General features: G+C 35.4%; 25 protein-coding genes. 19 read left to right on the forward strand and 6 right to left on the reverse strand.

Features of this window, described 5'->3' with window-relative positions; genetic code table 11:
- Positions 1-59 precede the first annotated feature (59 nt).
- Entirely contained in the window at positions 60-467 is a 408-nt protein-coding gene (locus tag BD809_RS15155; protein ID WP_148783831.1) for a glyoxalase, read from the reverse strand.
- A 95-nt stretch (positions 468-562) separates the two neighbouring features.
- Entirely contained in the window at positions 563-1,258 is a 696-nt protein-coding gene (locus BD809_RS15160; RefSeq protein ID WP_148783832.1) for an outer membrane lipoprotein-sorting protein, read from the reverse strand.
- A 149-nt stretch (positions 1,259-1,407) separates the two neighbouring features.
- On the opposite strand from BD809_RS15160, the gene BD809_RS15165 reads away from it, so the two are divergent.
- The 3 genes from BD809_RS15165 to BD809_RS15175 all read left to right on the forward strand — a co-directional run bounded on the left by BD809_RS15165 (position 1,408) and on the right by BD809_RS15175 (position 3,983).
- Positions 1,408-2,295, forward strand: coding sequence for a DUF72 domain-containing protein (locus BD809_RS15165; RefSeq protein WP_148783833.1), 888 nt, complete (start codon positions 1,408-1,410; stop codon positions 2,293-2,295).
- Between the two features lie 165 nt (positions 2,296-2,460).
- Positions 2,461-2,805, forward strand: a complete 345-nt coding sequence (locus BD809_RS15170) for a hypothetical protein (RefSeq protein WP_148783834.1) — start codon at positions 2,461-2,463, stop codon at positions 2,803-2,805.
- A 68-nt stretch (positions 2,806-2,873) separates the two neighbouring features.
- Positions 2,874-3,983: a DEAD/DEAH box helicase gene (locus BD809_RS15175; protein ID WP_148783835.1), complete on the forward strand. Its 1,110-nt coding sequence runs from the start codon at positions 2,874-2,876 to the stop codon at positions 3,981-3,983.
- A 20-nt stretch (positions 3,984-4,003) separates the two neighbouring features.
- Here BD809_RS15175 and BD809_RS15180 read toward each other — a convergent pair whose 3' ends face one another.
- Positions 4,004-4,369: a response regulator gene (locus BD809_RS15180; protein WP_148783836.1), complete on the reverse strand. Its 366-nt coding sequence runs from the start codon at positions 4,367-4,369 to the stop codon at positions 4,004-4,006.
- A complete protein-coding gene (locus BD809_RS15185; RefSeq protein WP_170251909.1) occupies positions 4,366-6,567 on the reverse strand; it encodes a PAS domain-containing sensor histidine kinase in 2,202 nt (733 codons plus the stop codon). The genes BD809_RS15180 and BD809_RS15185 overlap by 4 nt, the downstream gene beginning before the upstream one ends.
- 287 nt (positions 6,568-6,854) lie before the next feature.
- Here BD809_RS15185 and BD809_RS15190 point away from each other — a divergent pair, with 287 nt between their 5' ends.
- From BD809_RS15190 to BD809_RS15670, 8 genes are all read left to right on the forward strand, one after another.
- Positions 6,855-7,016, forward strand: coding sequence for a DUF1328 domain-containing protein (locus BD809_RS15190; protein WP_148783838.1), 162 nt, complete (start codon positions 6,855-6,857; stop codon positions 7,014-7,016).
- Positions 7,017-7,316: 300 nt separating this feature from the next.
- Positions 7,317-7,772, forward strand: a complete 456-nt coding sequence (locus BD809_RS15195; RefSeq protein ID WP_148783839.1) for a ferritin-like domain-containing protein — start codon at positions 7,317-7,319, stop codon at positions 7,770-7,772.
- Between the two features lie 71 nt (positions 7,773-7,843).
- Entirely contained in the window at positions 7,844-8,173 is a 330-nt protein-coding gene (locus tag BD809_RS15200) for a four-helix bundle copper-binding protein (protein ID WP_148783840.1), read from the forward strand.
- Positions 8,174-8,188: 15 nt separating this feature from the next.
- Positions 8,189-8,929, forward strand: coding sequence for a DUF3891 family protein (locus BD809_RS15205; protein WP_148783841.1), 741 nt, complete (start codon positions 8,189-8,191; stop codon positions 8,927-8,929).
- A 55-nt stretch (positions 8,930-8,984) separates the two neighbouring features.
- Complete coding sequence (gene sbnA / locus BD809_RS15210) at positions 8,985-10,016, forward strand: 2,3-diaminopropionate biosynthesis protein SbnA (protein WP_246131567.1); 1,032 nt, start codon at positions 8,985-8,987, stop codon at positions 10,014-10,016.
- 2 nt (positions 10,017-10,018) lie between these two features.
- Positions 10,019-11,851 (forward strand): FAD/NAD(P)-binding protein, encoded by a 1,833-nt coding sequence (locus BD809_RS15215; RefSeq protein WP_148783842.1) that lies wholly within the window; start codon positions 10,019-10,021, stop codon positions 11,849-11,851.
- A gap of 4 nt (positions 11,852-11,855) precedes the next feature.
- Complete coding sequence (locus BD809_RS15220; protein ID WP_148783843.1) at positions 11,856-13,307, forward strand: Y4yA family PLP-dependent enzyme; 1,452 nt, start codon at positions 11,856-11,858, stop codon at positions 13,305-13,307.
- Positions 13,308-13,319: 12 nt separating this feature from the next.
- Positions 13,320-13,463: a hypothetical protein gene (locus tag BD809_RS15670; protein WP_170251911.1), complete on the forward strand. Its 144-nt coding sequence runs from the start codon at positions 13,320-13,322 to the stop codon at positions 13,461-13,463.
- A gap of 50 nt (positions 13,464-13,513) precedes the next feature.
- On the opposite strand, the gene BD809_RS15675 is transcribed toward BD809_RS15670, so the two are convergent.
- Entirely contained in the window at positions 13,514-13,657 is a 144-nt protein-coding gene (locus tag BD809_RS15675; RefSeq protein ID WP_170251913.1) for a hypothetical protein, read from the reverse strand.
- Positions 13,658-14,001: 344 nt separating this feature from the next.
- On the opposite strand from BD809_RS15675, the gene BD809_RS15225 reads away from it, so the two are divergent.
- The 6 genes from BD809_RS15225 (at position 14,002) to BD809_RS15250 (ending at position 19,556) form a co-directional block, all read left to right on the forward strand.
- Positions 14,002-14,193: a hypothetical protein gene (locus BD809_RS15225; RefSeq protein ID WP_148783844.1), complete on the forward strand. Its 192-nt coding sequence runs from the start codon at positions 14,002-14,004 to the stop codon at positions 14,191-14,193.
- An 84-nt stretch (positions 14,194-14,277) separates the two neighbouring features.
- Positions 14,278-15,138: a glycosyltransferase family 2 protein gene (locus BD809_RS15230; RefSeq protein ID WP_148783845.1), complete on the forward strand. Its 861-nt coding sequence runs from the start codon at positions 14,278-14,280 to the stop codon at positions 15,136-15,138.
- Between the two features lie 13 nt (positions 15,139-15,151).
- Positions 15,152-16,729 carry a DUF4301 family protein gene (locus BD809_RS15235; RefSeq protein ID WP_148783846.1) on the forward strand — a complete coding sequence of 526 codons (1,578 nt, stop codon included), beginning with the start codon at positions 15,152-15,154 and terminating at the stop codon, positions 16,727-16,729.
- 23 nt (positions 16,730-16,752) lie between these two features.
- Positions 16,753-17,274 carry a DUF421 domain-containing protein gene (locus BD809_RS15240; protein ID WP_148783847.1) on the forward strand — a complete coding sequence of 174 codons (522 nt, stop codon included), beginning with the start codon at positions 16,753-16,755 and terminating at the stop codon, positions 17,272-17,274.
- A 78-nt stretch (positions 17,275-17,352) separates the two neighbouring features.
- A complete protein-coding gene (locus BD809_RS15245) occupies positions 17,353-18,036 on the forward strand; it encodes a haloacid dehalogenase type II (RefSeq protein WP_148783848.1) in 684 nt (227 codons plus the stop codon).
- A gap of 143 nt (positions 18,037-18,179) precedes the next feature.
- Positions 18,180-19,556, forward strand: a complete 1,377-nt coding sequence (locus BD809_RS15250) for an exonuclease domain-containing protein (protein ID WP_148783849.1) — start codon at positions 18,180-18,182, stop codon at positions 19,554-19,556.
- Between the two features lie 25 nt (positions 19,557-19,581).
- Here the strand turns inward: BD809_RS15250 and BD809_RS15255 are convergent, their stop codons facing one another.
- Complete coding sequence (locus tag BD809_RS15255; RefSeq protein ID WP_317130881.1) at positions 19,582-19,962, reverse strand: hypothetical protein; 381 nt, start codon at positions 19,960-19,962, stop codon at positions 19,582-19,584.
- A 166-nt stretch (positions 19,963-20,128) separates the two neighbouring features.
- On the opposite strand from BD809_RS15255, the gene BD809_RS15260 reads away from it, so the two are divergent.
- Positions 20,129-21,169: a tyrosine-type recombinase/integrase gene (locus tag BD809_RS15260; RefSeq protein ID WP_317130882.1), complete on the forward strand. Its 1,041-nt coding sequence runs from the start codon at positions 20,129-20,131 to the stop codon at positions 21,167-21,169.
- A gap of 73 nt (positions 21,170-21,242) precedes the next feature.
- Positions 21,243-22,025 carry a hypothetical protein gene (locus BD809_RS15265; RefSeq protein ID WP_148783850.1) on the forward strand — a complete coding sequence of 261 codons (783 nt, stop codon included), beginning with the start codon at positions 21,243-21,245 and terminating at the stop codon, positions 22,023-22,025.
- Positions 22,026-22,276 lie beyond the last annotated feature (251 nt).

The raw sequence follows: 22,276 nt of genomic DNA on the forward strand, positions 1-22,276 counted from the left end.
TTATAATAACCCCCGAAGGTAAATAAATACCTTCGGGGGTTATTTTTTTTAGTTTTTGATTACACCGCTCGGGTTAAATCCAGCAATTGAATGTTACTTTGAAGACGTTCTTTTACGATATTCATCATACGTTTGTTTAGAGATGATGAATTTTTGGTGTACTGTAAATATTCATCTACTGTAAATTGTCCAATTATGATACCTTTTAAAATGTTTCTGAACTTCATGTCCTTTTGGATCGCATTTTCTATAAAAGCCATGCGTAGATCAACAGAAAGTTCGTAGAATGTGTTTTTTCGCTTAACGACATAATTTCTAAACACTTCTATCAATAAATCATTTTGTAGCTTAACAATGGGTCTGATAGTTCGATTTTGAAACTGTTCGTCAGTTGTCATGTTTGGGGAGACTCTCGCATTCAATATTTCAGGACGTAGTGCGATAAGTTCGTATGCTCTATTTTCCATATTAAATTGTTTTATTAAATATAAGGCTTATGTTTTTTGCTTGCGTTTGGTGATGTTTTAATTATCAACCAGTTGTAAACAATTATTAAATAGGGTTAGCCTGGAAATTTGAAGAGGTTCTGATCAATTTCTGGATTCAAAACAATGGTATTAATTTCAGCATCCGTACCATTTCTGGAAAATTTAACCGGAAATACCATTCCGTCGATAGTTTGATATGCTTTGATTTCTATGGTGTTTAATTCATTATTCACTGTTTTTTCGATACGTACGGGAAGGTAGGTGGTAGTATCCAGATAAAAAATGGTGGTGTCCATACTTTCTGTTTCTTTCAGCTCAATTTTAAATGTGTTTTTACCTCCTACGGTTGCATTACCGACTAGGTTGGCAACAAAACCATTTTTCCTATATCGCAATAACGGATTAGGAAATATGTCAGATATTTTTTTCATCTGATCCGCTTGATCTTCGCTTAATTTTTCGGTTTGCAGTGTCATGGGATTTTTAGCCCAACTAGTTTTTCCATCTGATGCAAAAAGTACAATATCCTGACCAAACGGTTGCGCAATCATTGCTTGTTTTCCATCTGAAGTTGAGATGATCGACATGGGTAGATTAAAACCTTTGAAATTGACAGAAGTAGTCATTTTTATTCCATCGATACGTTCCCAGTTCTCCCGACCGCCGGTTTTTTCGATATGTGTATTAATTAAGCTATTGGCATCTTGTGCTGTGACACCGGTAGATAAAAAAGCTACTATGATAATAACGACCGTGGGTATAAATTTCATAAAGTGGGTTTTGTGATTACTAAAATACTGTTCCTGTGCTATCTTTATATTAAGGGAATCATAAATCATACCTAACCATATTATAGGCTTAGATTTCTTTATATATTGGTTACCATATAATAAGAATTTATTCTAAACTTTATAATCGTATGAAATTTGGTAAAGTTGAGAACCCGGAGACCATTGATTTTTCTCTCCCGGAGGATCACCCGGACACAAAACGTGTACTTATATCTGGTAACAGTAAATCCCTTGACACATATGTTGGCTGTGCTAAATGGAATAAACAAGATTTAAAAGGCTTTTATCCAAAAGGCACTAAGGACGAATTGCGCTATTATGCGACTCAATTTAATGCTATAGAGCTCAACGCTACTTTTTATAGAATATTTACTGGAGATCAGTTTGAGAAGTGGTACCTCAAAACTCCTGAAAATTTTAAATTCTTTCCCAAATTAGTTCAAAATATATCGCATTTTAAAAGGCTTACAGACGATGTTCAACCCTTGGTGGATGAATATCTTAGCAACGCCGTTAGACTTAAGGAAAAATTAGGTACTATCTTTTTGCAAATGCACAGTAATTTTGCTCCTTCTCATATCGACAGACTCACAAACTTTTTAAAGCAATGGCCGGTTGACATACCGCTGGCGGTTGAGTTGAGACATCCCGATTGGTATGTCGGAGAAAACTTCACTAGACTTAACGCGTTTTTAGAAAAATACAAAGTAGCGTCAATCATTACAGATACGGCAGGCAGAAGAGATTTATTACACATGCGTCTAACCAACAAAGAAGCTTTTATTCGCTATGTCGGTGCAAATCATACATCGGACTATACACGTCTCGACGAATGGGTAGATCGACTGGCGATTTGGCATGGCTTGGGACTGGAAAAACTGCATTTTTTTATCCACCAGAACGTAGAAAAAGAATCACCGCTTCTGGCAACCTACTTTATTCAAAAATTAAATGAGCGACTCAATTTGGATTTAAAACTTCCTGAACACACCTCGAATACATTAGGTTTATTCTGATAAAAAGTAAGTTTAACAGTTAATTTTTAAACTTTTTATACACTTTATCGATTTTTTATGTACTTTGTCTATGTTTTTATGAGTTGCATTATACTACACATATCTTTTTTCCTGTGATACGTATTTTCGATTCAAGTTTAGGAATTATGAATTTAAATTGGATCTATGAAAAAACATTTACTTTTTACTTGCTTGATGGTGTGTATGGGGATATCCACTGCGGTATCGCAATCAATCGATAAAGCTGCAATCAGTGATAATATGAAGCATACCGTCGAAGTATTGGAGCTGCATGATCACGACGCTGCTTCTTCATTCACTAAGGTTGCTGTGTTAAGTTCTTCCAGACATTTGGATATTACCATGTCTTTACATTCGATTTTATCATCTGATGGAGGTTTTGACTTTAATTGCCATGGAGGATTCTGCATGCAAAAGTCCCATACCCATAAGAAAGGATTATCTCAAAATAAGCAATTATTTACTTATTTTATGAATGTTTCGGGATAGATAACTTTTGGGTAAGTAGCGTCAGTTAATAAGAATAGATTACTTTTGCGCAATAAAAGCAAGAGTATATGAGTTTTTTAGATTTAGGAGTGCCTAAGGCACTGAACATGGGATTAAAGGAAATGGGAATTACATCTCCTACCAAAATTCAAGAGCAAGCTATTCCTATTCTACTTAATAGTGCTACTGATTTTATCGGAAAAGCACAAACGGGTACTGGTAAAACAGCCGCTTTTGGAATTCCTTTATTGGCAGGAATTGATGCTAACAATCCTAAAACACAGGCACTTGTTTTAGCACCTACCAGAGAGTTAGGACAACAAATTGCAAAACAGCTTTTTAAATTCACCAAGCACACAGATAAAATTTTTGCTGAGTCCGTGTATGGTGGAGAAAAAATTGACAGACAGATTAAAAGGTTGCAAAGACCTACACATATCATCGTAGCCACACCGGGTAGATTAATAGATCTATTAGAAAAAAAAGCTGTTGATATCTCCACGATAAAAACAATTGTAATGGATGAGGCGGACGAAATGCTTAGTATGGGTTTCAAAAAGGATTTAACCACCATCTTGAGCAAAACCAAAGGGAAACGAAATGTATGGTTATTCTCTGCAACTATGCCGGCAGCGCTCAATGAGATTATCAATTCATATGTTAGTAAAGATGCAGTTAAAATTACAGTTGATAAGAATGCTACGGTTAATAAAAATATAGATCATAATTTTGTGGTAGGTGAAGAAGCAAGTAAGCTGGACACACTTACTTACTTTTTAAAAACCAACAAAGAGAGTAGAGGCATCATTTTTACGAAGACAAAAGTTGCCGCTAGAATTCTTGCAAAACAATTACTAGCCAAAAATTACGAGGTCGGTTTATTAGAGGGTGAAATGACCCAAAAAGACAGAGATAAAGTAATGCGTGCGTTTAAAAATAAAAAACTTCAATACTTAGTTTCTACGGATGTCGCAGCTCGTGGAATTGATGTGGATAATTTAGCTTTTGTGGTACATTATCAATTACCTGATCAGTTTGAGTATTACACGCACCGTAGTGGAAGAACTGCCAGGGCCGGAAAAACAGGTGTTTCTTTGGCGTTGATTGTAAAACAAGAATTGAAAACAATACGTGCTTTAGAGAGTGAATTAGGTATTCGTTTCAATCAAATTAGATAGATTTTAATTTAGAAATATTCTTATTCAGCTATAGTTTCTATAGCGCTTAAGAGTCTTTCAAAATCCACGGGTTTAGAAAAGTATTGGTCAAACCCTTTCTCTAAAAAATGTGCTTCATCTCCCGGTAATGCGTAGGCTGTAACGGCATATATAGGCTTTGTTTTTAAAGGATCCATAAGACGAAATCTTTTAAGAAGTTCGCAACCATCCATTTGATTTATACCCAAATTAATATCAACCAATATTAAGTCAAAGGAATCAGCACTAACTTCTTGAAGAGCAGTGCTTGCATTTGCTACGGTGATGACATCGCAGGCATTTTTAGATAACATTTTATCCATGACTACCGCGTTGATTTTGTTATCCTCTACATACAAAATTTTCATAAGTGTTTTGGTATTACAATTTGAAAATTAGTTCCTTTATTAATATGACTTTTTACAGTGATCGTTCCTTTCAAAACTTCAATAAAACGTTTAGCCAAGCTCAGTCCAATACCGGTTCCTTCATATTTTCGGCTTAGGCCTACGCTTTCTTGTACAAAAGGATCAAATATCTTTTTTAGGTTTTTCTTATCAATACCTATACCTGTATCTTTAATATTGATGTGCACTAAATCCTTCTTAGCTATATCTATAACTTCAATATCAATTGTTCCTTTCTCAGTGTACTTGATGGCATTGTGAATGATATTATGTAGTGCAGTTGACAATACTTCTTTGTCTATAATAGCAATAGGCGTCGTATTACTTAAATGTAATTCGTAGCTCAGACGCTTTGACTGCGCCTGATGTTTTAAATTTCTAAAACAACTTTCGACTTCAAAATTTATATCTGTCGGTTCTAACTTTAAGGTTGACTGAATTGTTTCTATTTCGCTATAATTAGAAAGATTGTTTAGCGTTTCTAACAACCGATCTTTACTTTCATCGAGATAATCTACTAATTTGTCACGTTCTTCCATAGAATGCTCATCAAGTAAAAGCTTTGAAATAGTTATAATTCCATTGAGAGGCGTTCTAATCTCATGGCTAAACACGGATAACAGATTGGACTTCAGATTGCTTAATTCCTGTTCTTTGAAATGAGCTTCTTTTATTTTGTATTCTGCTATTTTGAGATCGGTAATGTTTTGAAATGTAATGAGTACCGAACGGACAACCTTTTTTTGATCACAGATAGGAGCATAAGATACTTGTAACCACTGCATTTGTCCATCATCTGCTATACGTTCGATTTGTTTTTTAGTTACATTTCCCTTTAACGCCTCATTAAATTCATGAGCAAAAGGTACTTTGAAGTTAACCGGCATCACGTCGATAAATAAAGTTGGGGCAACCAAGGGGTTAATATTGAAATCTTTTTTTATTATTTCGACGGTATTCTTATCTGCCATTAGAATTTTACCTTTAGTATCTAATAGGATTGCATAATCAAATCCATGATTAATCATAGCTCGTAACCAGCCTGATTGCTCAGTTATAAGTTGCTCGCGTTCTTTCTTATCTTGGACATCAATTAGATTACCTACGATACGAGTAACGTTGTTCGAAGCGTCTAATTTTTTATATCCATAGACATCGTAATGGCGATATTCTCCGTTGTGATGTTTTATTCTATAATAGTTGTAATAGTGCTTGTCGTCTTTTTGTAGATTTTGATGATGTCTTACTATAGCTTCTTCCAGATCATCAGGATGTATTCTTTCCAAAAAGCTATCTTCGGTTACATAATCATGTTTTAAAGATAAGCCCAGCATCTTTTTAAAGGAATTACTGTATCTTATTTTACTATCCGAGACATTATGATCAAAAAGCCCGGATCGAATTCCTTTTAGAGCCAGATGTTTTGTCTCTTCCGATTTTTTCAATTGTTCCAAGTAGTTCTGTTGTTCAGTTACATCTGCAATAGCTCCATTTACATAGACTACTTTATTGTTTTGAACCACAGGTTTAGCAATTACACGAATCGACTTCTCATTGCCTTTATCTGTGTGAATTTTTTCAACATATTCATATTCCTGTTGAAGTTTTAGTAATTCATCAAAGTGCTGTTTGATAGTAGATCTTCTATCTTCTTTAAAAAACTTAAAAGCTCTCTCCAGTGTTATATTTTCGTCTGAAGTAGTCTCGTGAATTGTAAAACACTTGGTAGACCAATAGAGTTGTTTTTTCTCTACATCATAAAACCAAGCCCCGGTATTGGTCAATTTGGACAGGGAACAAAGTGCCTGTTGTTCCTTGCTTTCCTCAGTGATATCCATTCCGGTCGCTTGAATAAGCCCTTCAGCGAGGCTAAAATCAAATTTTATGTAGTTGAGTACACCATTGCTTACCCAAAGTCTTAGTATAACCGTTTGAGATGCTTTGTTAAGTTTTAAATTCTGAATAACATCTTGTAAAATACTTTTATCCTCATCTACAATCCAATTTTTTATATTACTTTCTTCTGATAGCTCGATATTGGAAAGAAAACATTCAAAAGCATTATTGTAATATAGTACTTTCCCATTTGTTTTTAGTACGAGGAGAAAGAGAGACGTTTTCTCAGGGATAAGTCTAAATTTTTCAGAGGCTAATGGCATATTTGAGCAATTTGTATTTAAAGTTACAAAAATGATTTGATTTATATTCATTTAGTAGCTGCGTTCTGGAAAGCCAGAAAATGAATTTTTGCTACTTCTTTTTCTTGAATTTAAAGCTAACTGTTTTATGATAAAAATCTTAATATCACAATTAAAACCCAACAAAATCGAATTTTAATTATTTTTTTAACTAAAAAAACTAAAATTATCATCTATTTACGTTAAAATCAATAGCGCTTCAATAGTGAAGCGTTAATTTTATGGTCTAATCATAAAACAAAATAAACATGTTACGTTGGACAATCATTTTTGTAGTAATAGCTTTAATCGCCGCAGTATTAGGTTTTGGTGGAATCGCCGGAGCCGCAGCAGGAATTGCTAAGATTCTATTTTTTATCTTTTTAGTACTTTTTATTATTTCATTAATTTTTGGATTTATGAGAAAATAAAAATTACACTACTTACTGCTGATTTACTTATTCGATAAAAGTAAAATTCAGGATCAAAAGAGAATGTATTAAATGATAGTACATTCTCTTTTTAGTTTCGACTTCATGCTATAAATCTTAAAATATTTTAGAGTTAACGGCTAAGCGATCATATCCTTAACGTAACATTTACACCCCGTGTTAAACAATGTCAATTTAAGATTAGGAGCAAGTTTAATACCTAAATTTATCATGATATGTTGACCAAACTATCCAAATAGACAACACACAGATTATTCTTTAATATTAAAATTTAAACATATGACAACTACAGAAAACATTACAGGTCTTATTAATGATCTAATTGAAAAAAATTATGATGCGAACAAGGGGTACCTGAAAGCGGCAGAAAAAGTCACATCTTCTAACCTTGCTATGTATTTTAGAGATAATGCGGCAAACAGATTAAAATTTGCTGAGGAATTAAAAGCAGAATTACACAAGTATGCTGATCACGATAAAATAAAAGATAGTGGTAGTGCTACAGGTAGCTTGCACAGAGCCTGGATGGATCTTAAATCTGCATTTTCATCGGATAATGATGAGGAAATCTTAGAAGAATGTATACGAGGTGATAAAGCAAGCTTGGAGGAGTATGAAGAATCTTTGGAGAAATACTCAGAATTACCTTCTCGCTTTAGAACGCTAATACAGGAGCAAATTACGAATGTACGTACTACACTGAACCGAATTAAATCTTTGGAGGATTTTGCGTAAAATAAACAGTATATAAAAGTGACTAGTCGGAATTAGTCACTTTTATATTCTTAACTATAAAATGATTGGATATGAATATTGACGCTTTGATTACCACACTTTACTCCTGTAGAAAGGCATGTTTATTCTGCGCAGACGCATGTTTGGATGAGGAGGATATTGCTGACATGTCAACTTGTATCAGGTTAGATCATCACTGTGCAATTCTTTGTGCGACGACTGCAGATTTGTTAGTTCAGTCTTATGGTAACATAGATGAACTATTAAAATTATGTATAGAGGCTTGTAAAGCTTGCGCTGATGTTTGTAGTCAGCATAAGCATGACCATTGTCAAAAGTGTGCTGCTTCTTGTAGAGAGTGCATCACTGCCTGTGAAAATTACTTAAGCAGATCGGCATAACAAGCAGGTTGTAGAATGATTGTTAACAAAATCAATACGGGTTGGGAGGTTATCTATCAATATACTCATGGCTTACTGGCAGGTAAAATCGCACAACAACTTGCCCACAAGTATAGACCACCACATTGGGTTGAAACGTTGACAGCTATCATTGAGCATGATGACAATCAACTTGATTTTGAGGAGAAAACATATTTAGATGAGGTTGGCGCTCCCCTTGACTTTGCGTTGGATCAACCTTCGCATAATGAATTATATGAGAGAGCTATCCGCGTGTTGAACTTGGCGTCCTTTAAATCCGGTTGGATTACGTTGTTAGTATCCATGCATGTAAATTTTTTATATCAAAGTAAGGCCTCAGAAAATGATAAGCTTAGTAAGTTATTAGATCAGCAGAAGAAACTAAGGAACGTTCTTAGAAAACGCTATGATATTACCAAAGAGGATGCAACTACCTATTACAACTTTTTGCTGTTTTGTGATCGTTGTTCGTTGATATTATGTCAAAATGAAGTACCTGCATTATCGAGATCGATAGAAATAAACAAAACAATTGATAATAAACAATATTTTATCAAACGTATAGATGATACATTTTATACTATCACTCCTTGGTGCTTTGAGCAGAATGAATTTGTACTCAGTGCAGAAACCAGAATAGTAAACCAACTCCAATTCAAAAGTAACCACGCGTTACATAAAGCCTTAACCACAGCTCAGGTACATTTAAATCAATGGAGTTTAAAACGTACCTGATAGTTAATACAAAAAATACAAAACTTAAATTTTTGACCACCACGATTCTAATTATATGATACATTCGATAAACCCTTTTTTGCCGACACAAACATTGATGCCACCTTCGGCGAATCCAGCTAACATTTTGGAAACTATAGGAGACACTCCGTTGGTTGCACTTCAACGAATCTCTCAGGCATATTCTTTTGAAATGTTTGCAAAAATGGAAAGTTTTAATCCGGGCGGCAGTATAAAAGATCGAACAGCACACACCATTTTAAGTACTGCACTGCGCGAGGGTAAAATAAAAAAAGGGGATATTATTATCGAGTCAAGCTCAGGTAATATGGCTATTGGATTAGCTCAAGCGTGTCTGTTTTATGGACTGCAGTTGATTGTGGTAGTAGATCCCAAACTAAATAAACATACCGCAAAGATTTTAGAAACGTATGGAGCGACAATAGAAACAGTCTCAAAACCGGAAAAAAACGGAGGTTTTTTAAAGAGTCGGCTCAATAGAGTAGTGGAGCTTTTAAAAGAATATCCAAATAGTTATTGGACTAATCAATATGAAAACACCTTAAATCCCACCACACATCATACAACCATGTCAGAAATTGCAGAAGCGTTGCAGGGCGAAGTAGCGTATGTTTTTGTGGCTACCAGTACCTGCGGAACTTTAATGGGGTGCGCAGAATATATTGCGCGTAATGGACTGTCTACAAAAATTATCGCTGTCGATGCTATCGGTAGTGTTCTGTTCGCCAAGGATAAAAAAGAACGTTTGATTCCAGGTCATGGTGCCGGAGTTCCTTCTAATTTTTTGGAATTAGACTCAGTGCATGACGTAGTACATGTATCTGATGAAGAATGTATTGAGGGGTGTTGGCGATTGTTGAAAGATGAGGCGATCCTTTGCGGGGGTTCTTCGGGGGCCATCATCAGTGCAGTAGAGAAATATAAAATGAACATTAAGAAAGATAGTGCTTGTGCCCTGATTTTATGTGATCGAGGAGAGCGATATCTCGATACTATTTACAACGAACAATGGGTAAAAACTCATTTTCCTGAAATGAACCTTCCTCATCAATCTATTACAATTTAATTATGCCAGGCAAAGAACTTTTTAACGATGAGCCCTTAGTTATTGGCATTGTTGGTTTTGGTCCAAAAGGATTGTACGGACTGGAACGATTGTTGGCGGCCTATAAAAATAATGGTTCCGAACGAAGAATTATTCTTCATTTGTTTAATAATAATGATCATTTCGGAAGTGGATCAGTATATCGTACAGATCAACCCTCATATTTGTTAATGAATTATGCTAACAGGTATATCGATATGTGGCCACGAACAGAACCACGACCTATTGTTGAAGATACGCTTACATTTAGCGAATGGTATAGTTCAACTTTTGAAGATCCAAAAAAGAACATTGATGCCATTAATGCACCAAGAAAGTTAGTCGGTCAATATCTTAAGCAAGGATTAAGTGCGCTGTTGGAGCACAAACCAAAGAATATTATCATTATTCAACATGTATTTGAAATCCACAGTATAGACAAGCGGGAAGATGGTTATTATATATCAGGTGTAAACAATCATCAGCAAGAAATCGCTATTCCGCAAGCGTTTGACGAATTGCTAATCACTACCGGTCATCAAAGAAATAAAAATAACGACAATACGCTATACCCCGAAGCTAAAAAAGGAATGTTCATTGACTTTGTATATCCGGTACAAAACACACTTGCTCACATCGAAAATAACGCCACAGTAGCTATAAAAGGATTAGGACTTACGTTTATAGATACGATATTAGCGTTGACAGAAGGTAGGGGCGGTAGATTTGTTAAGGTAACAGATGCCTATCAATATTGTAAAAGTGGTGAGGAACCCGCAATAGTATATCCTTTTTCTATCTCCGGGTTACCTATGATTCCAAGAGCAGCTATTGCAAACGATGATTTTGAGACTCCGGAGCCATTATATTTTCAACAAGCTTATAAAAGAGCCTACAAACAATTACAACAGAAAACCAGGGTCAATTTTAGAACCGAACTATTACCTGCTATACAAAAGGATGTTCAATTTGCCTATTATCAAAAATTGTTTGAGTTAAAAGGTGAATCCTTATTTTTTAACGAGGACTATTCGCGTATAGAACAGACTATTCGACAGTTACATAAACAATTTCCCGAAGAAGAGAAGTTTAGTTTACAAAGTTTATTGGATCCAATTCCTCAAGAATCATATGATCATGACCGGGTTATAGCTTATATCAAAGATAATCTGACTGCTATAAAGAACTATGGCGCTCAAGCGCCTATACAACTAGCGGTTTCCATGTGGCGCAAAATTAGTCCGCTATTTAATAATCTGTATAGTTTTGGAGGATTGACCGCTGAATCTCAAGAAGATTTTGATGCCAATTTTTCTGGTCACTTTAATCGTATCGCTTATGGAGCACCCGTAATCAATATGAAAAAATTAGTTGCCCTTGCCGATAGTGGCATTGTGAATTTCAGTTATGCGAAGTCACCGATTGTCAAAGTGTTCAAAGAAAAAGACAACATACAATTAAAACACAGTACAGATAAAACTTATAGCTATTGTGATCATTTAATTGACGCAAGAATTCCTAAAACTAATATCGAGGCAGAAAAAACGCAGCTTTTTGCAAAGCTTTGTGAAAGAAAACTAGCCACTCCATTTATAAATGCATCCAACAATTACCAGTATGCACCCGGATGCCTGGCAATTACCAATGAAGGCCATCTAATCCGAAGTGATGGTGAGGTCGAAAAAGGGATTACTTTATATGGGACACCTACCGAGGGAATTACCTTTGATAATGACACCTTATCCCGTACACGAAATGATTTTGCCTCTCAATGGGCCAATAAAATTATAGAAGCAACCACTTTAATTTCAGTTTAATAAAATGAACGCAATAGAAGATAAAATAGCAGTGCTCCCAAGTTTAACTCCGCGTATAGCACCGTGGATGAGGCAGGTGGCAAATGATAAAGTTTTACAACAGCAACTTTTTGAAACCTACGGATCTCCGATCAATGTGCACGCACTAGATAAATTTGAAAAGAATATTATGGCGTATCAAGAAGTATTGGATCGACATGAATTAGAGCATCTTATATTTTATGCTCGAAAGGCTAATAAAAGCAAGGCTCTAGTTGCAAAAGCAAAAGCGACGGGTATTGGAGTGGATACGGCGAGTTTTAATGAATTAAAGCAAAGTTTAGAGGTTGGAGTAGCCAGTGATAAACTGGTTTCTACCGCTGCAATCAAGAATGAGGATTTGATCAAATTAGCTATCCTTAATGATGTAGTACTAATTCTGGATAATGAAGATGAATGCCGTGCTGTTTCTCAGATTGCCACACAACTCAATAAAAGAGCGATCGTTGGCTTTAGGGTAAGCGGTTTTTATCATGCAGGAGAAAAACTATATAGTCGCTTTGGATTTGATGTTGATTCGGTGACGGATTTTATTATTAAGAATGTAGGTTGGGACAAGGAGTTTGATAATTTAGAGTATCGAGGGTTGCATTTTCATCTCGATGGGTATTCAACATCTCAAAGAGGAGAGGCTCTACACCAAACGCTACAAATAGCTGAGGAGTTAAGATCAGAAAAATTTGAAACCTTATTTATTGATATTGGTGGAGGATTTTTAATGAACTATCTGGAGGATGAGGAGGAATGGAATGCTTTTAAAACACAGTTGAAAGATGCAGTACAAGGTAACAGACTACCAATTACTTTTCAGAATCAAGGATTGGGTTATGAAATGATTGATGGCGTATTGCATGGCAATTTAGCAACCTACCCGTATTACAATACAATTCACGGACCTCAATTCTTAGAAGAAATTTTAGATTTTATCAATGCAGACAAAAAGACAGCAGCTTTCCGGCTCAAAGAGCAATCCATCCAACTGCGTATGGAACCGGGACGCTCCCTGCTGGACCAGGTAGGTATTACCATGGCAAAAGTTGCATTTAGAAAAAGAGATAGTGAGGGTTCGTTATTAATTGGATTAGAAATGAACATGAGTCAACTCATGAGCTCAAGTGCAGATTTTTTACTGGATCCGATGGTAGTACATATGCAAAGTAAAGAAGATACGGGGATCGAAGGATACTTCGTAGGAGCCTATTGTCTTGAACGTGATGTAATCTTAAAGCGAAAAATAGCACTCAAACAAATACCTGACATTGGCGATGTTGTGATTTTTATCAATACAGCAGGATATATGATGCATTTTTTTGAAACTGAAGCCCATCTATTTGACTTATCCAAAAACTTGAGTATGGATACAAGCAAAGAACAATTTGGCATTGATGATTTTATCGATGACACACTTATAAACTAAATTTTATATATCATGGAAAAGGATAAACAAAACGAAGATTCTGGAAAATTAAAAAGCAGGAATCCCAAAAAAGAGAAAGGACCACAAAAGGATAATCATACGAATCAATATGGGGAACAACGTGGCAACGATAGAAGAAGAGTCGACGAAGATTAAAAGAAGCTTAAAAAAAAGCCTGAGTACTAATAACTCAGGCTTTTTAGTGCTTACGCATTGTCTCGGGGTTGATGTTGTTCTTTGCGTTGTTTTTCCTGATGATTGATCTTTTTACCTTGAGTTTCATCAAGATTAATAGCTTGTTCTTTTTTACTTTGTTTTTCTTGTGCTAGTTTTTTCTCTGAAGTATCCATATCTGATTTTTTAAAGTTACTCTAAAATATAAAGTAAATAAAAGTCTGCATAGCACCTTATAACTGTTTAACAAGCATATGTTAAGGCTTTGTGATTTAGCTGTGTTTCTTACAAAAAAAGCGTTAAAATAAGAAAAGTACTGAAACAAAGGTGAGACTGTAAGAATCGTTCAAAATTCCCGTACATGTTAAGAGATTTAAGTTAATCGTTAAAGTGTATTAAGATACTCCCAAAGTTGGGGGGCACGGGTATGAAATAACTAGGACAAGACTTACATTTAGGGTGTAAGGATATTAACTTGTTTGCTTTTCTTACAATTTCACACAATATAATACTTTTGACAATGAAAAAAATACTTCAAACACAAGGGCTTACTATTATAAATTCCATAAAGAGATTCTTTAGGACCCTAATGCAAATTCCATCATTTTTCTCAACACTTATTCAACGAGAGAAAAAAATATCAGGGGATGCTACGCATTTACGTTTGCTTATCATGAACTCAAAAAATCAGAATATAGGCGCAGAGTGGTAAAGTGAATGTTATAAAACATTGGCCTTTTACTGAAAACCTAATTAAGACCACTTCTGGTACGCTTCTATTAAAACCTTGTAGTTTATGAATAAATTTAGTGTAATAACTATATATCAAAATCAAAGAAAAGATTTGATGCACCTATTGGATGCCATTGAACAGGGAAACGAACATCCTGATGAGGTGGTCATTGTATGTATGAAATGCGATGTAACGATAGAACAGTCATATTCATTTACTATTCGCTATGTTCCTTTTAATCCTAAGCAAACCGAAGGTCTTCCAATTTCCGAAGCACGCAATTTAGGTGTTGAAGCTGCCAGTTTTGAGAATTTAATATTTATAAATATTAAATGTATTCCAGAAGCTAATTTTATCGGTACAATGATTCGGCATGCTTTGTTGTATGAAGGTCTGATTATGGGAACGCCAAAATATATAACTCAAAAAATCGAATCAGACTTTGATATAGAAATTTTGGGAGAATCCAGTGTTTATCATCCGCAACGTCCCGAGGTATACGATATAAAACAAGAGTTTAACTATCAATTGTTCTGGAGTCTATGTTTTACAATCAGTAAGACACAGTATACTATTCTAAACGGTTTTGATACCAGATTTTCCGGCTATGGGGCAGAGGATTTGGATTTTGCGTTTAAAGCAAGAGAATTAAATTGTCCTTTTTATCTTAACGATGCGATTGTGTACCATCAACAATATGCATTCTATGCCTTACCGTTAAACAATTTTGATTACGTAATCAAAAACTCTGATTTGTTTTACGAGAAATGGGGAGAGTGGCCAATGGATAGCACCTTAGAAAAATTTACTCAGTTAGAATTGATAGATTGGACATGTGATCAGAAAAAACCAATTACTATTCGTAAAAAACCATCTATACATTTAATACAAGAGCATACCTTAAAGGGGCAAACTCAAATGTAAATTAAAATAAACAATGAAAACAGCTGCCTTAGCCAATAAAAGGAAGTATACTTTTGATAAACGAGATTACATCCAGTTTAGATTAAGAAAAATAACTCCGGAGATTGTAGAAAACCAACTTGTAACCCTAAAACGTCCCAGAGAGCACACTAAAGTTGTGAAGCCGGTAACTTTAAAAGATGGGATTATAAAATGGAACGCTAAGGAAAGAAAACGGTTACTAAGTGTTTTTAAAGAACACGCTGATACGTTAACCTATTGTCATTTTATACCGGCATCGGGAGCAGGTTCCAGAATGCTTCAGGATCTCACCACCTTTCTAAACGACTTTAAACCGGGCGAAGAGAGTTTTAGCAGCTATATAAATAGAACGAAGCAATTTGAACTCTCTGTATTTTTCAGAAAAATTAAAAAATTTCCTTTTTATAAAAAATTAAAAGCCACGTTAAAGCATCTCGAATTGCATACCTTAGCTAAGGATGAGCGCAAATTGATGATTGCGAAAGCATTATTGTACGATCCAAACTTCAAATTTTTAGCCTTACCCAAAGGACTACTCCCATTTCATAAAGGTAGGAGAGGAGAAGTGCTGACAGCCTTTGACGAGCAGCTTCGACAGTTTGTAGATTTTAGTGCCAGCTTCAAACAAGCTGAAATGCATTTTACTACATTAAAATCGGCACAGACGCACTTTAACACGGCATTGAGTACAGCACATTCAAAGCTTAAAAAGCTTACACAGAACAACCTGTCCATTAGTTTTTCGCATCAGTCGGAGCAAACAGATACCGTGAGTTTGACCAAGGAACACATGCTGGTAAGAGATGGTCAAGGCAAAGTATTGTTTAGACCTGCGGGTCATGGCGTTTTGCTGTCCAATTTGAACACCTTATCTCAGGATATTATTTTTATTTCAAATATCGATAATATAGCCAAACGTAAAATCCAAAAGCAAGTTGCTGATTTCAGAAAACTCATGATTGGGAATCTAATCGCTACACAAGATTATATTTTTGAGATGCTGCCAAAACTTAAGATGGATGCATTATCAACTGCACAACTTGATGAGGTAATAAACTTTACTAAAACCACCTTGCATTTAAAACTTGCCATAAATTTTGAAAAACGCTCAAAAGCAGAACGGTGTAAAATTTTATTTGGGATTTTGAATCGACCGCTTCGTATTTGTGCCGTAGTAAAAAATACCGGACAGCCCGGGGGAGGTCCATTTTGGGTAGAAGACGGCAAAGGCAATATTTCTATGCAAATTGTAGAAACAGCTGAGGTTGACGTAACGATTCCTGAGCAAAAACAGCAGTTAGATGCTGCCACCCATTTTAATCCCGTCGAAATTTGCTGTGGCATAAAGGATTATGAAGGAAATACCTTTGATCTGAACGAATTTTGTAAAGACGGAGAAGGGATTATCAGTCAAAAAACATATAATGGCAAGCCAATTACTATTTTGGAACGCCCGGGATTATGGAACGGAAGCATGCAACATTGGAATACACTTTTTGTCGAGATGAAACCATCGCTCTTTAATCCGGTAAAGACAATTAATGATTTATTAAAGAAAGCACATCAGTAAAAGTTTAAAATAGATAAAAGCAAATGGAGTGGATTTTGAATTCAGATTTGAACGTACTTACCTTATTGGGTAGTGTATTGGGGATATATCTGGCAATTATCGGTATCACAAGGATTGCCGGGTTGCGAACTTTTGCCAAAATGACAAGTTTTGATTTTGCTTCTACTATTGCGATTGGTTCTATAATCGCGTCGGTGATTATGAATACCAACCAATCATTAGTAAAAGGTCTTATCGCTTTGGCAGCAATGGTAAGTTTTCAGGTGGTATTTTCAATTTTGATCCGAAAATCAAAAACCGCGCAAAAAATAGCGACCAATACGCCTTTATTTTTGGCTAAAGATGGTGAAATTTTGTATGACAATTTAGCGAAATCAAATGTTTCAAAAAGTGTTCTCATAGCCAAATTGCGAGAGGCTAATGTTATCCAGATGTCCGAAGTAAAAGCAGTAGTGCTCGAATCCACAGGAGATGTATCCGTTTTACATACTACAAGTGACGATTCCGTTGACTCAATACTGCTGGAAGGAGTAAGAGATGCCTAAGCATATACTCTTATAACTACAACTGCTCGTATACATACTCCTACTGAAGGATGCAGCACAAGAATTAATTAAATTTATATGAAAAAGCTTCCAAAAATCTTAATTTTTGATGTTAACGAAACCTTGCTGGATCTTACAAAGCTCAAAACTCAGGTAAATGAAGCGGTGGGTAGTGACACAGCTTTTGATCTATGGTTTTCTACCTTATTACACTATTCATTAGTTGAGAATGCAGCAGGGGTTTATAAAGATTTTGGAGCCATTGGAAAAAATACGTTGAGGATGGTTTCAAAAAACCTACATAATCTTCTTGATGATATCAGCATAGATGCTATCCTTTCGAACATTACTAATTTATCACCACACCCCGAAGTTAAAGCATCCTTACAACTACTCAAAGAGAGCGGGTTCATCTTGGTAGCTTTGACCAACGGCGGACAAAAAACAGTCGAAGCACAACTTGAGTATGCGGAATTGACCGCTTTTTTTGATAAAATTATTAGTGTTGAGCAGCTCAAAAAATTCAAACCTTATCCAAATACATATCAATATGTTTTGGAACTTTATTCATGTACCCCTGAGGAGGCACTTTTAATTGCAGCACATGGTTGGGATATTTATGGAGCACAAATGGCAGGATTACAAACCGGTTTTATCGCACGTCCCGGCAAGAATATATATGATATATCCACAGTACCGGAATATGTAGCAAAGGATTTGGCAGCCTTAACCAAGCGGTTGACTAGTCAAAAGGAGTCGTGAACCACCAACTGCTATAGCTATCTGAATCCTTCAGTCGTATCTTACAACTACCAAATTACCTTTCCGAAAAGGAAAAAATCCTAAAAATAGGAATAATTCCAAATTTTAAGTTTAATTTTGCACAAGCTTGAAAAAGTAAGATTATGGAGCAACGCTACGCTGTCATTGATGTAGAGACCACGGGAAAAGGAATAAACGGGAATCGTATTACCGAAATTTGTATTGTACTTCTTGAAGGGAAGGTTATACGTGATAAATATACCACACTGGTGAACCCTGATCAGCACATTCCCAATTATATTACGGGATTAACGGGGATCGATAATGATTTGGTACATGACGCTCCGGCCTTTGACGAAATTGCAGCGCGTATTTTGGAGATTACGGAGGGAGCTATTTTTGTCGCGCATAATGTCTCCTTTGATTACAATGTTGTACGGAATGAGTTTAAGGCAATCGGTCATAATTTTGTTCGAAAGAAGTTGTGTACAGTGCGACTTTCACGTAAAATATTTCCCGGATTGTATTCCTATAGTTTGGGTAACTTATGTACTTCGCTCAACATACAATTAAAGAACAGGCATCGGGCAGAGGGGGATACGGACGCTACAGTTGTCCTATTTCAAAAAATTTTAGAGGAAGATCCAGATCTTAGTATCATTAATAGTTTTTTGAATATCCGATCCAAGCAAGCCACGCTACCACCACATTTAAAAGCGGAGCAGATCGAAGCGTTACCTGCATCTCCGGGGATTTATCTTTTTAAGGATCAGAAAGAGAAGATTATTTATGCCGGCAAGGCGAAGAATATCAAGCAACGCGTTATCAGTCATTTTTATGATAAGAAAAATAAAGAGTATTTATTAGGTCAAAAAACACACACGATTGATTATGAAGTTACCGGAAATGAACTAATTGCCTTGTTGCTAGAGGCCGAAATGATACGTAAACATTACCCGGAATTTAATACGGCTCAAAAAAAACCGGTAATTCCGTTTCATATCATCAGTTATACCAATCGAAGGGGTGTCCTTCAGCTAGCTATTGACCAATCCTACAGTGCTGATACGTCCATAGAATTTTATTACTCCCGAGCCGATGCCATAGCTGCCTTAGAGGAACTTTGTATCTCCTTTGAGTTGTGTCCCAGATATTGCAATTTACAACAGAGTACAGCAAGGTGTTCTCACTATAAGATTAAGTCCTGCAAAGGAGTCTGCAGTCAGGAAGAAGCTGTTGAGGCCTATAACTTACGCGTGCAAAAAGCTATGGAGAGCAGTTTGAATAAAAAAATGAGCTATATCATTAAAGAAAAGGGGAGAACCGGTGACGAACAGAGTTTTGTATTGGTTAAGGATGGTATGTATCGAGGATATGGTTTTATAGACGAGACTACTCAGGTAGCGCAAAGCGAGGATTTTGAGGAGATAGTACGTCTGCAAACCCATACCTATCACACCTCAAAAATCATCACTAGTTATATTCGTAAGCGTGGGGATGAGGTTATAATTCCGTTATAAACTTATACTGCTTATAAAATAACGACTACGATGTACCTTTACGCTCCATATACGGTTGCCAGGTAATTAGGACATATTTATGTTGTAGGTCAAGAAATCCGTATTCATAGCAAAATAAATATACTTGATTCTTTTGATTTTTCCAGTAATGCGTAAAATAGCCGGGATCAAATCCAGCCTCTAACAGTTTTTCTTTCCTTATCGTAGCGAGTCCTGCTTTATTATAAGCTTTTAGAATCTTTCTATTTATCTTAAGCTGACGGTCAATTTTTTGAAAGGTACTACTTTCTTTTTGCTTATTTATTTCATAGTGATAGGCAGATCGACAATAGGAAGAACAAAATTTTTTATCAGACCTTCCCTTAAGTTTGGTACTGCAATGTAAGCAAGCTACACTCATAGTCATTTAATTATACGTTTAATAGACGTATAAATATACGCTTAGTTTTCTTGGAAGCTTTCTTTATTTTGACTTTTACCAGATGCAGACTCCCTATAAAAGTATTACACTAAAGCATTTATGGATTGATAATCAGAAGTAGATAGGTTTACAATGCAATACAGATACCGTCTTGGATGCAGTAATTCAAACACTATCCAACCCGAAGTGGAGTAGTACCTACGGAATGATGTATGTTGTGTATACCAAAGAAAATCTGGATCAAATTTTTGCTAAATTCAGAGGTGTGGCGTGGATTAACGGAACTTCTTTTTTTAAAGAAAAAGTGATACGGGACAATCCACCAACAGACATTAAAGGGTATCGTCAACGAACCAAATCGATCTCCTATACCTATGTGCCAGAGGCATATCTTGCTAAACTTGAATTGAAACGCTACGCATTCAATACCTGTAAAACGTATATTCATCATTTTGAGAAGTTTATAAATCATTATAGAAAGTTTACCATAGATGAACTATCAGAACAAGAAATACGTACATATCTACAAACGCTTATTCAACAGCACAAGTCTACTAGTTATGTCAATCAGGCTATCAATAGTATTAAATTTTATTATGAGGTTGTGATGGGGATGCCGAACCGTTTTTATAGTATCGAACGCCCCAGAAAAGAACAAAAATTACCTAGTGTACTGGCTAAAAGTGATATTGTTACTATGATTGCACTTACCAAAAATTTGAAACACAAATGCATGATAAGCCTATTATATTCGGCTGGTTTACGTAGGGGAGAGCTCCTAAATTTGAAAATCGAGGATATTGATAGTAGTAGGATGTTAATCAAGGTACGACAAGCCAAAGGAAAGAGGGATCGTTACACTGTACTTAATCGTGTGGTTCTCGAGGATCTCAGAATGTATTATAAGCAATACAAACCCGCTGAGTATTTATTTGAAGCTTTGGTGCCGGGTAAAAAGTATAGCGCCGAGAGTGTGCTAAAAGTAGTAGTACAAGCTGCCAAAAGAGCTAAAATTACACAGTCAGTACATCCACATATGTTACGACATAGCTTTGCAACACACCTCTTAGAGGAGGGCATCGACTTGCGACATATTCAGGTTTTGCTAGGACATAACTCTACCAAAACTACAGAAATTTATACGCATGTTGCCATCAAAAAGTTTAAAAACATAAAAGATTTACTATTTTAGCTACTCACATAAAAGAAATATAGTTACCAAAGGTGATTATATAACAGTGTTGTACACAATATAACCCAACAGAATGAATAGAAAAATAATCACACTTTTACTTTTAGCAATATTCACAAATTTTGGATATTCTCAATCGGACAAAATCAATATAAAAACTGAGCATTTAACAGAGGCGAATTATCTGAAAATGGATGATTTTTATTTGACTCATTACTTATATATCGACCTCTTTTTAAGAGAAAATCTGTTTCCAGAAGCAAACGCAGAAGATGTTTCCTCAATTTTAAAAGCTTTGAAAAAATATGTTTCAGTAGAAAACAAACTAGACATTGAAATTGAAAAACCTGGAAAAAGGAATTACTTAATCCGATTCGCAATTTTAAAGAAAGATGACGGAACTGAACTTTTAATAGCTTTCACGAATTGGAGCGTTAAGAAAAAAGAGTTTGAAAAAGATATTAAAATGGAAAATGATTCCTATACGAGATGGTATTTTCTAAATGGTAACAAAATGACGTACCGAAAAGATATGTCTGACCAAAGTGATTATTCAACTATGAATAAATCTGACTTGGCTAATGCTTATCTATTCGATGAAATATCTGAAAATGATTCTGAGATAAAAAATGCAATAGACGAATATCTAAATCAAAGCGAATTAAGTGTTTCAGATAAAATTATGGCAAATTTAATTTTATTGAAATACCAAATTTTTCAAAAAGAGAACGATAATGTGACTAAACAAACTGAATACGTAACTGAACTATTTGAGAAAAATAAGTCGGAATCTAATTTAAGAGGTTTACAAGCAGCATTTAATGCGACAAAATTTCAAATAGAATTAAGTAAATAAATACTGTGTACAACAACTAAGCATTCATGCGGTCGGTACGACCGAGCATGCAGGCCGTGTTGACTAAACCGGGTCGATATTCCTTAGTATGGGGTTTAATATGTATTTCTATAGATCTGCGTGAGGTGGAACCTATTTAACAGAAGTTCTCTTTATCGATTTATGAGTGCCATTTTCTTCTTTCTATAGAGGTTGTGATGATTTTATAACGTAATTGTATCCTCTTTTTAATATTTTTTTTGTTTTTGGTC

The sequence above is a fragment of the Aquimarina intermedia genome, assembly GCF_008124785.1.
Lineage (GTDB): Bacteria > Bacteroidota > Bacteroidia > Flavobacteriales > Flavobacteriaceae > Aquimarina > Aquimarina intermedia.

Excerpts from the sequence above, each read along its gene's own strand:
- BD809_RS15155 (WP_148783831.1), bottom strand. The coding sequence starts at position 467 with ATGGAAAATAGAGCATACGAACTTATCGCACTACGTCCTGAAATATTG.
- BD809_RS15160 (WP_148783832.1), bottom strand. The coding sequence starts at position 1,258 with ATGAAATTTATACCCACGGTCGTTATTATCATAGTAGCTTTTTTATCT.
- BD809_RS15165 (WP_148783833.1), top strand. The coding sequence starts at position 1,408 with ATGAAATTTGGTAAAGTTGAGAACCCGGAGACCATTGATTTTTCTCTC.
- BD809_RS15170 (WP_148783834.1), top strand. The coding sequence starts at position 2,461 with ATGAAAAAACATTTACTTTTTACTTGCTTGATGGTGTGTATGGGGATA.
- BD809_RS15175 (WP_148783835.1), top strand. The coding sequence starts at position 2,874 with ATGAGTTTTTTAGATTTAGGAGTGCCTAAGGCACTGAACATGGGATTA.
- BD809_RS15180 (WP_148783836.1), bottom strand. The coding sequence starts at position 4,369 with ATGAAAATTTTGTATGTAGAGGATAACAAAATCAACGCGGTAGTCATG.
- BD809_RS15185 (WP_170251909.1), bottom strand. The coding sequence starts at position 6,567 with ATGCCATTAGCCTCTGAAAAATTTAGACTTATCCCTGAGAAAACGTCT.
- BD809_RS15190 (WP_148783838.1), top strand. The coding sequence starts at position 6,855 with ATGTTACGTTGGACAATCATTTTTGTAGTAATAGCTTTAATCGCCGCA.
- BD809_RS15195 (WP_148783839.1), top strand. The coding sequence starts at position 7,317 with ATGACAACTACAGAAAACATTACAGGTCTTATTAATGATCTAATTGAA.
- BD809_RS15200 (WP_148783840.1), top strand. The coding sequence starts at position 7,844 with ATGAATATTGACGCTTTGATTACCACACTTTACTCCTGTAGAAAGGCA.
- BD809_RS15205 (WP_148783841.1), top strand. The coding sequence starts at position 8,189 with ATGATTGTTAACAAAATCAATACGGGTTGGGAGGTTATCTATCAATAT.
- sbnA (WP_246131567.1), top strand. The coding sequence starts at position 8,985 with ATGATACATTCGATAAACCCTTTTTTGCCGACACAAACATTGATGCCA.
- BD809_RS15215 (WP_148783842.1), top strand. The coding sequence starts at position 10,019 with ATGCCAGGCAAAGAACTTTTTAACGATGAGCCCTTAGTTATTGGCATT.
- BD809_RS15220 (WP_148783843.1), top strand. The coding sequence starts at position 11,856 with ATGAACGCAATAGAAGATAAAATAGCAGTGCTCCCAAGTTTAACTCCG.
- BD809_RS15670 (WP_170251911.1), top strand. The coding sequence starts at position 13,320 with ATGGAAAAGGATAAACAAAACGAAGATTCTGGAAAATTAAAAAGCAGG.
- BD809_RS15675 (WP_170251913.1), bottom strand. The coding sequence starts at position 13,657 with ATGGATACTTCAGAGAAAAAACTAGCACAAGAAAAACAAAGTAAAAAA.
- BD809_RS15225 (WP_148783844.1), top strand. The coding sequence starts at position 14,002 with ATGAAAAAAATACTTCAAACACAAGGGCTTACTATTATAAATTCCATA.
- BD809_RS15230 (WP_148783845.1), top strand. The coding sequence starts at position 14,278 with ATGAATAAATTTAGTGTAATAACTATATATCAAAATCAAAGAAAAGAT.
- BD809_RS15235 (WP_148783846.1), top strand. The coding sequence starts at position 15,152 with ATGAAAACAGCTGCCTTAGCCAATAAAAGGAAGTATACTTTTGATAAA.
- BD809_RS15240 (WP_148783847.1), top strand. The coding sequence starts at position 16,753 with ATGGAGTGGATTTTGAATTCAGATTTGAACGTACTTACCTTATTGGGT.
- BD809_RS15245 (WP_148783848.1), top strand. The coding sequence starts at position 17,353 with ATGAAAAAGCTTCCAAAAATCTTAATTTTTGATGTTAACGAAACCTTG.
- BD809_RS15250 (WP_148783849.1), top strand. The coding sequence starts at position 18,180 with ATGGAGCAACGCTACGCTGTCATTGATGTAGAGACCACGGGAAAAGGA.
- BD809_RS15255 (WP_317130881.1), bottom strand. The coding sequence starts at position 19,962 with ATGACTATGAGTGTAGCTTGCTTACATTGCAGTACCAAACTTAAGGGA.
- BD809_RS15265 (WP_148783850.1), top strand. The coding sequence starts at position 21,243 with ATGAATAGAAAAATAATCACACTTTTACTTTTAGCAATATTCACAAAT.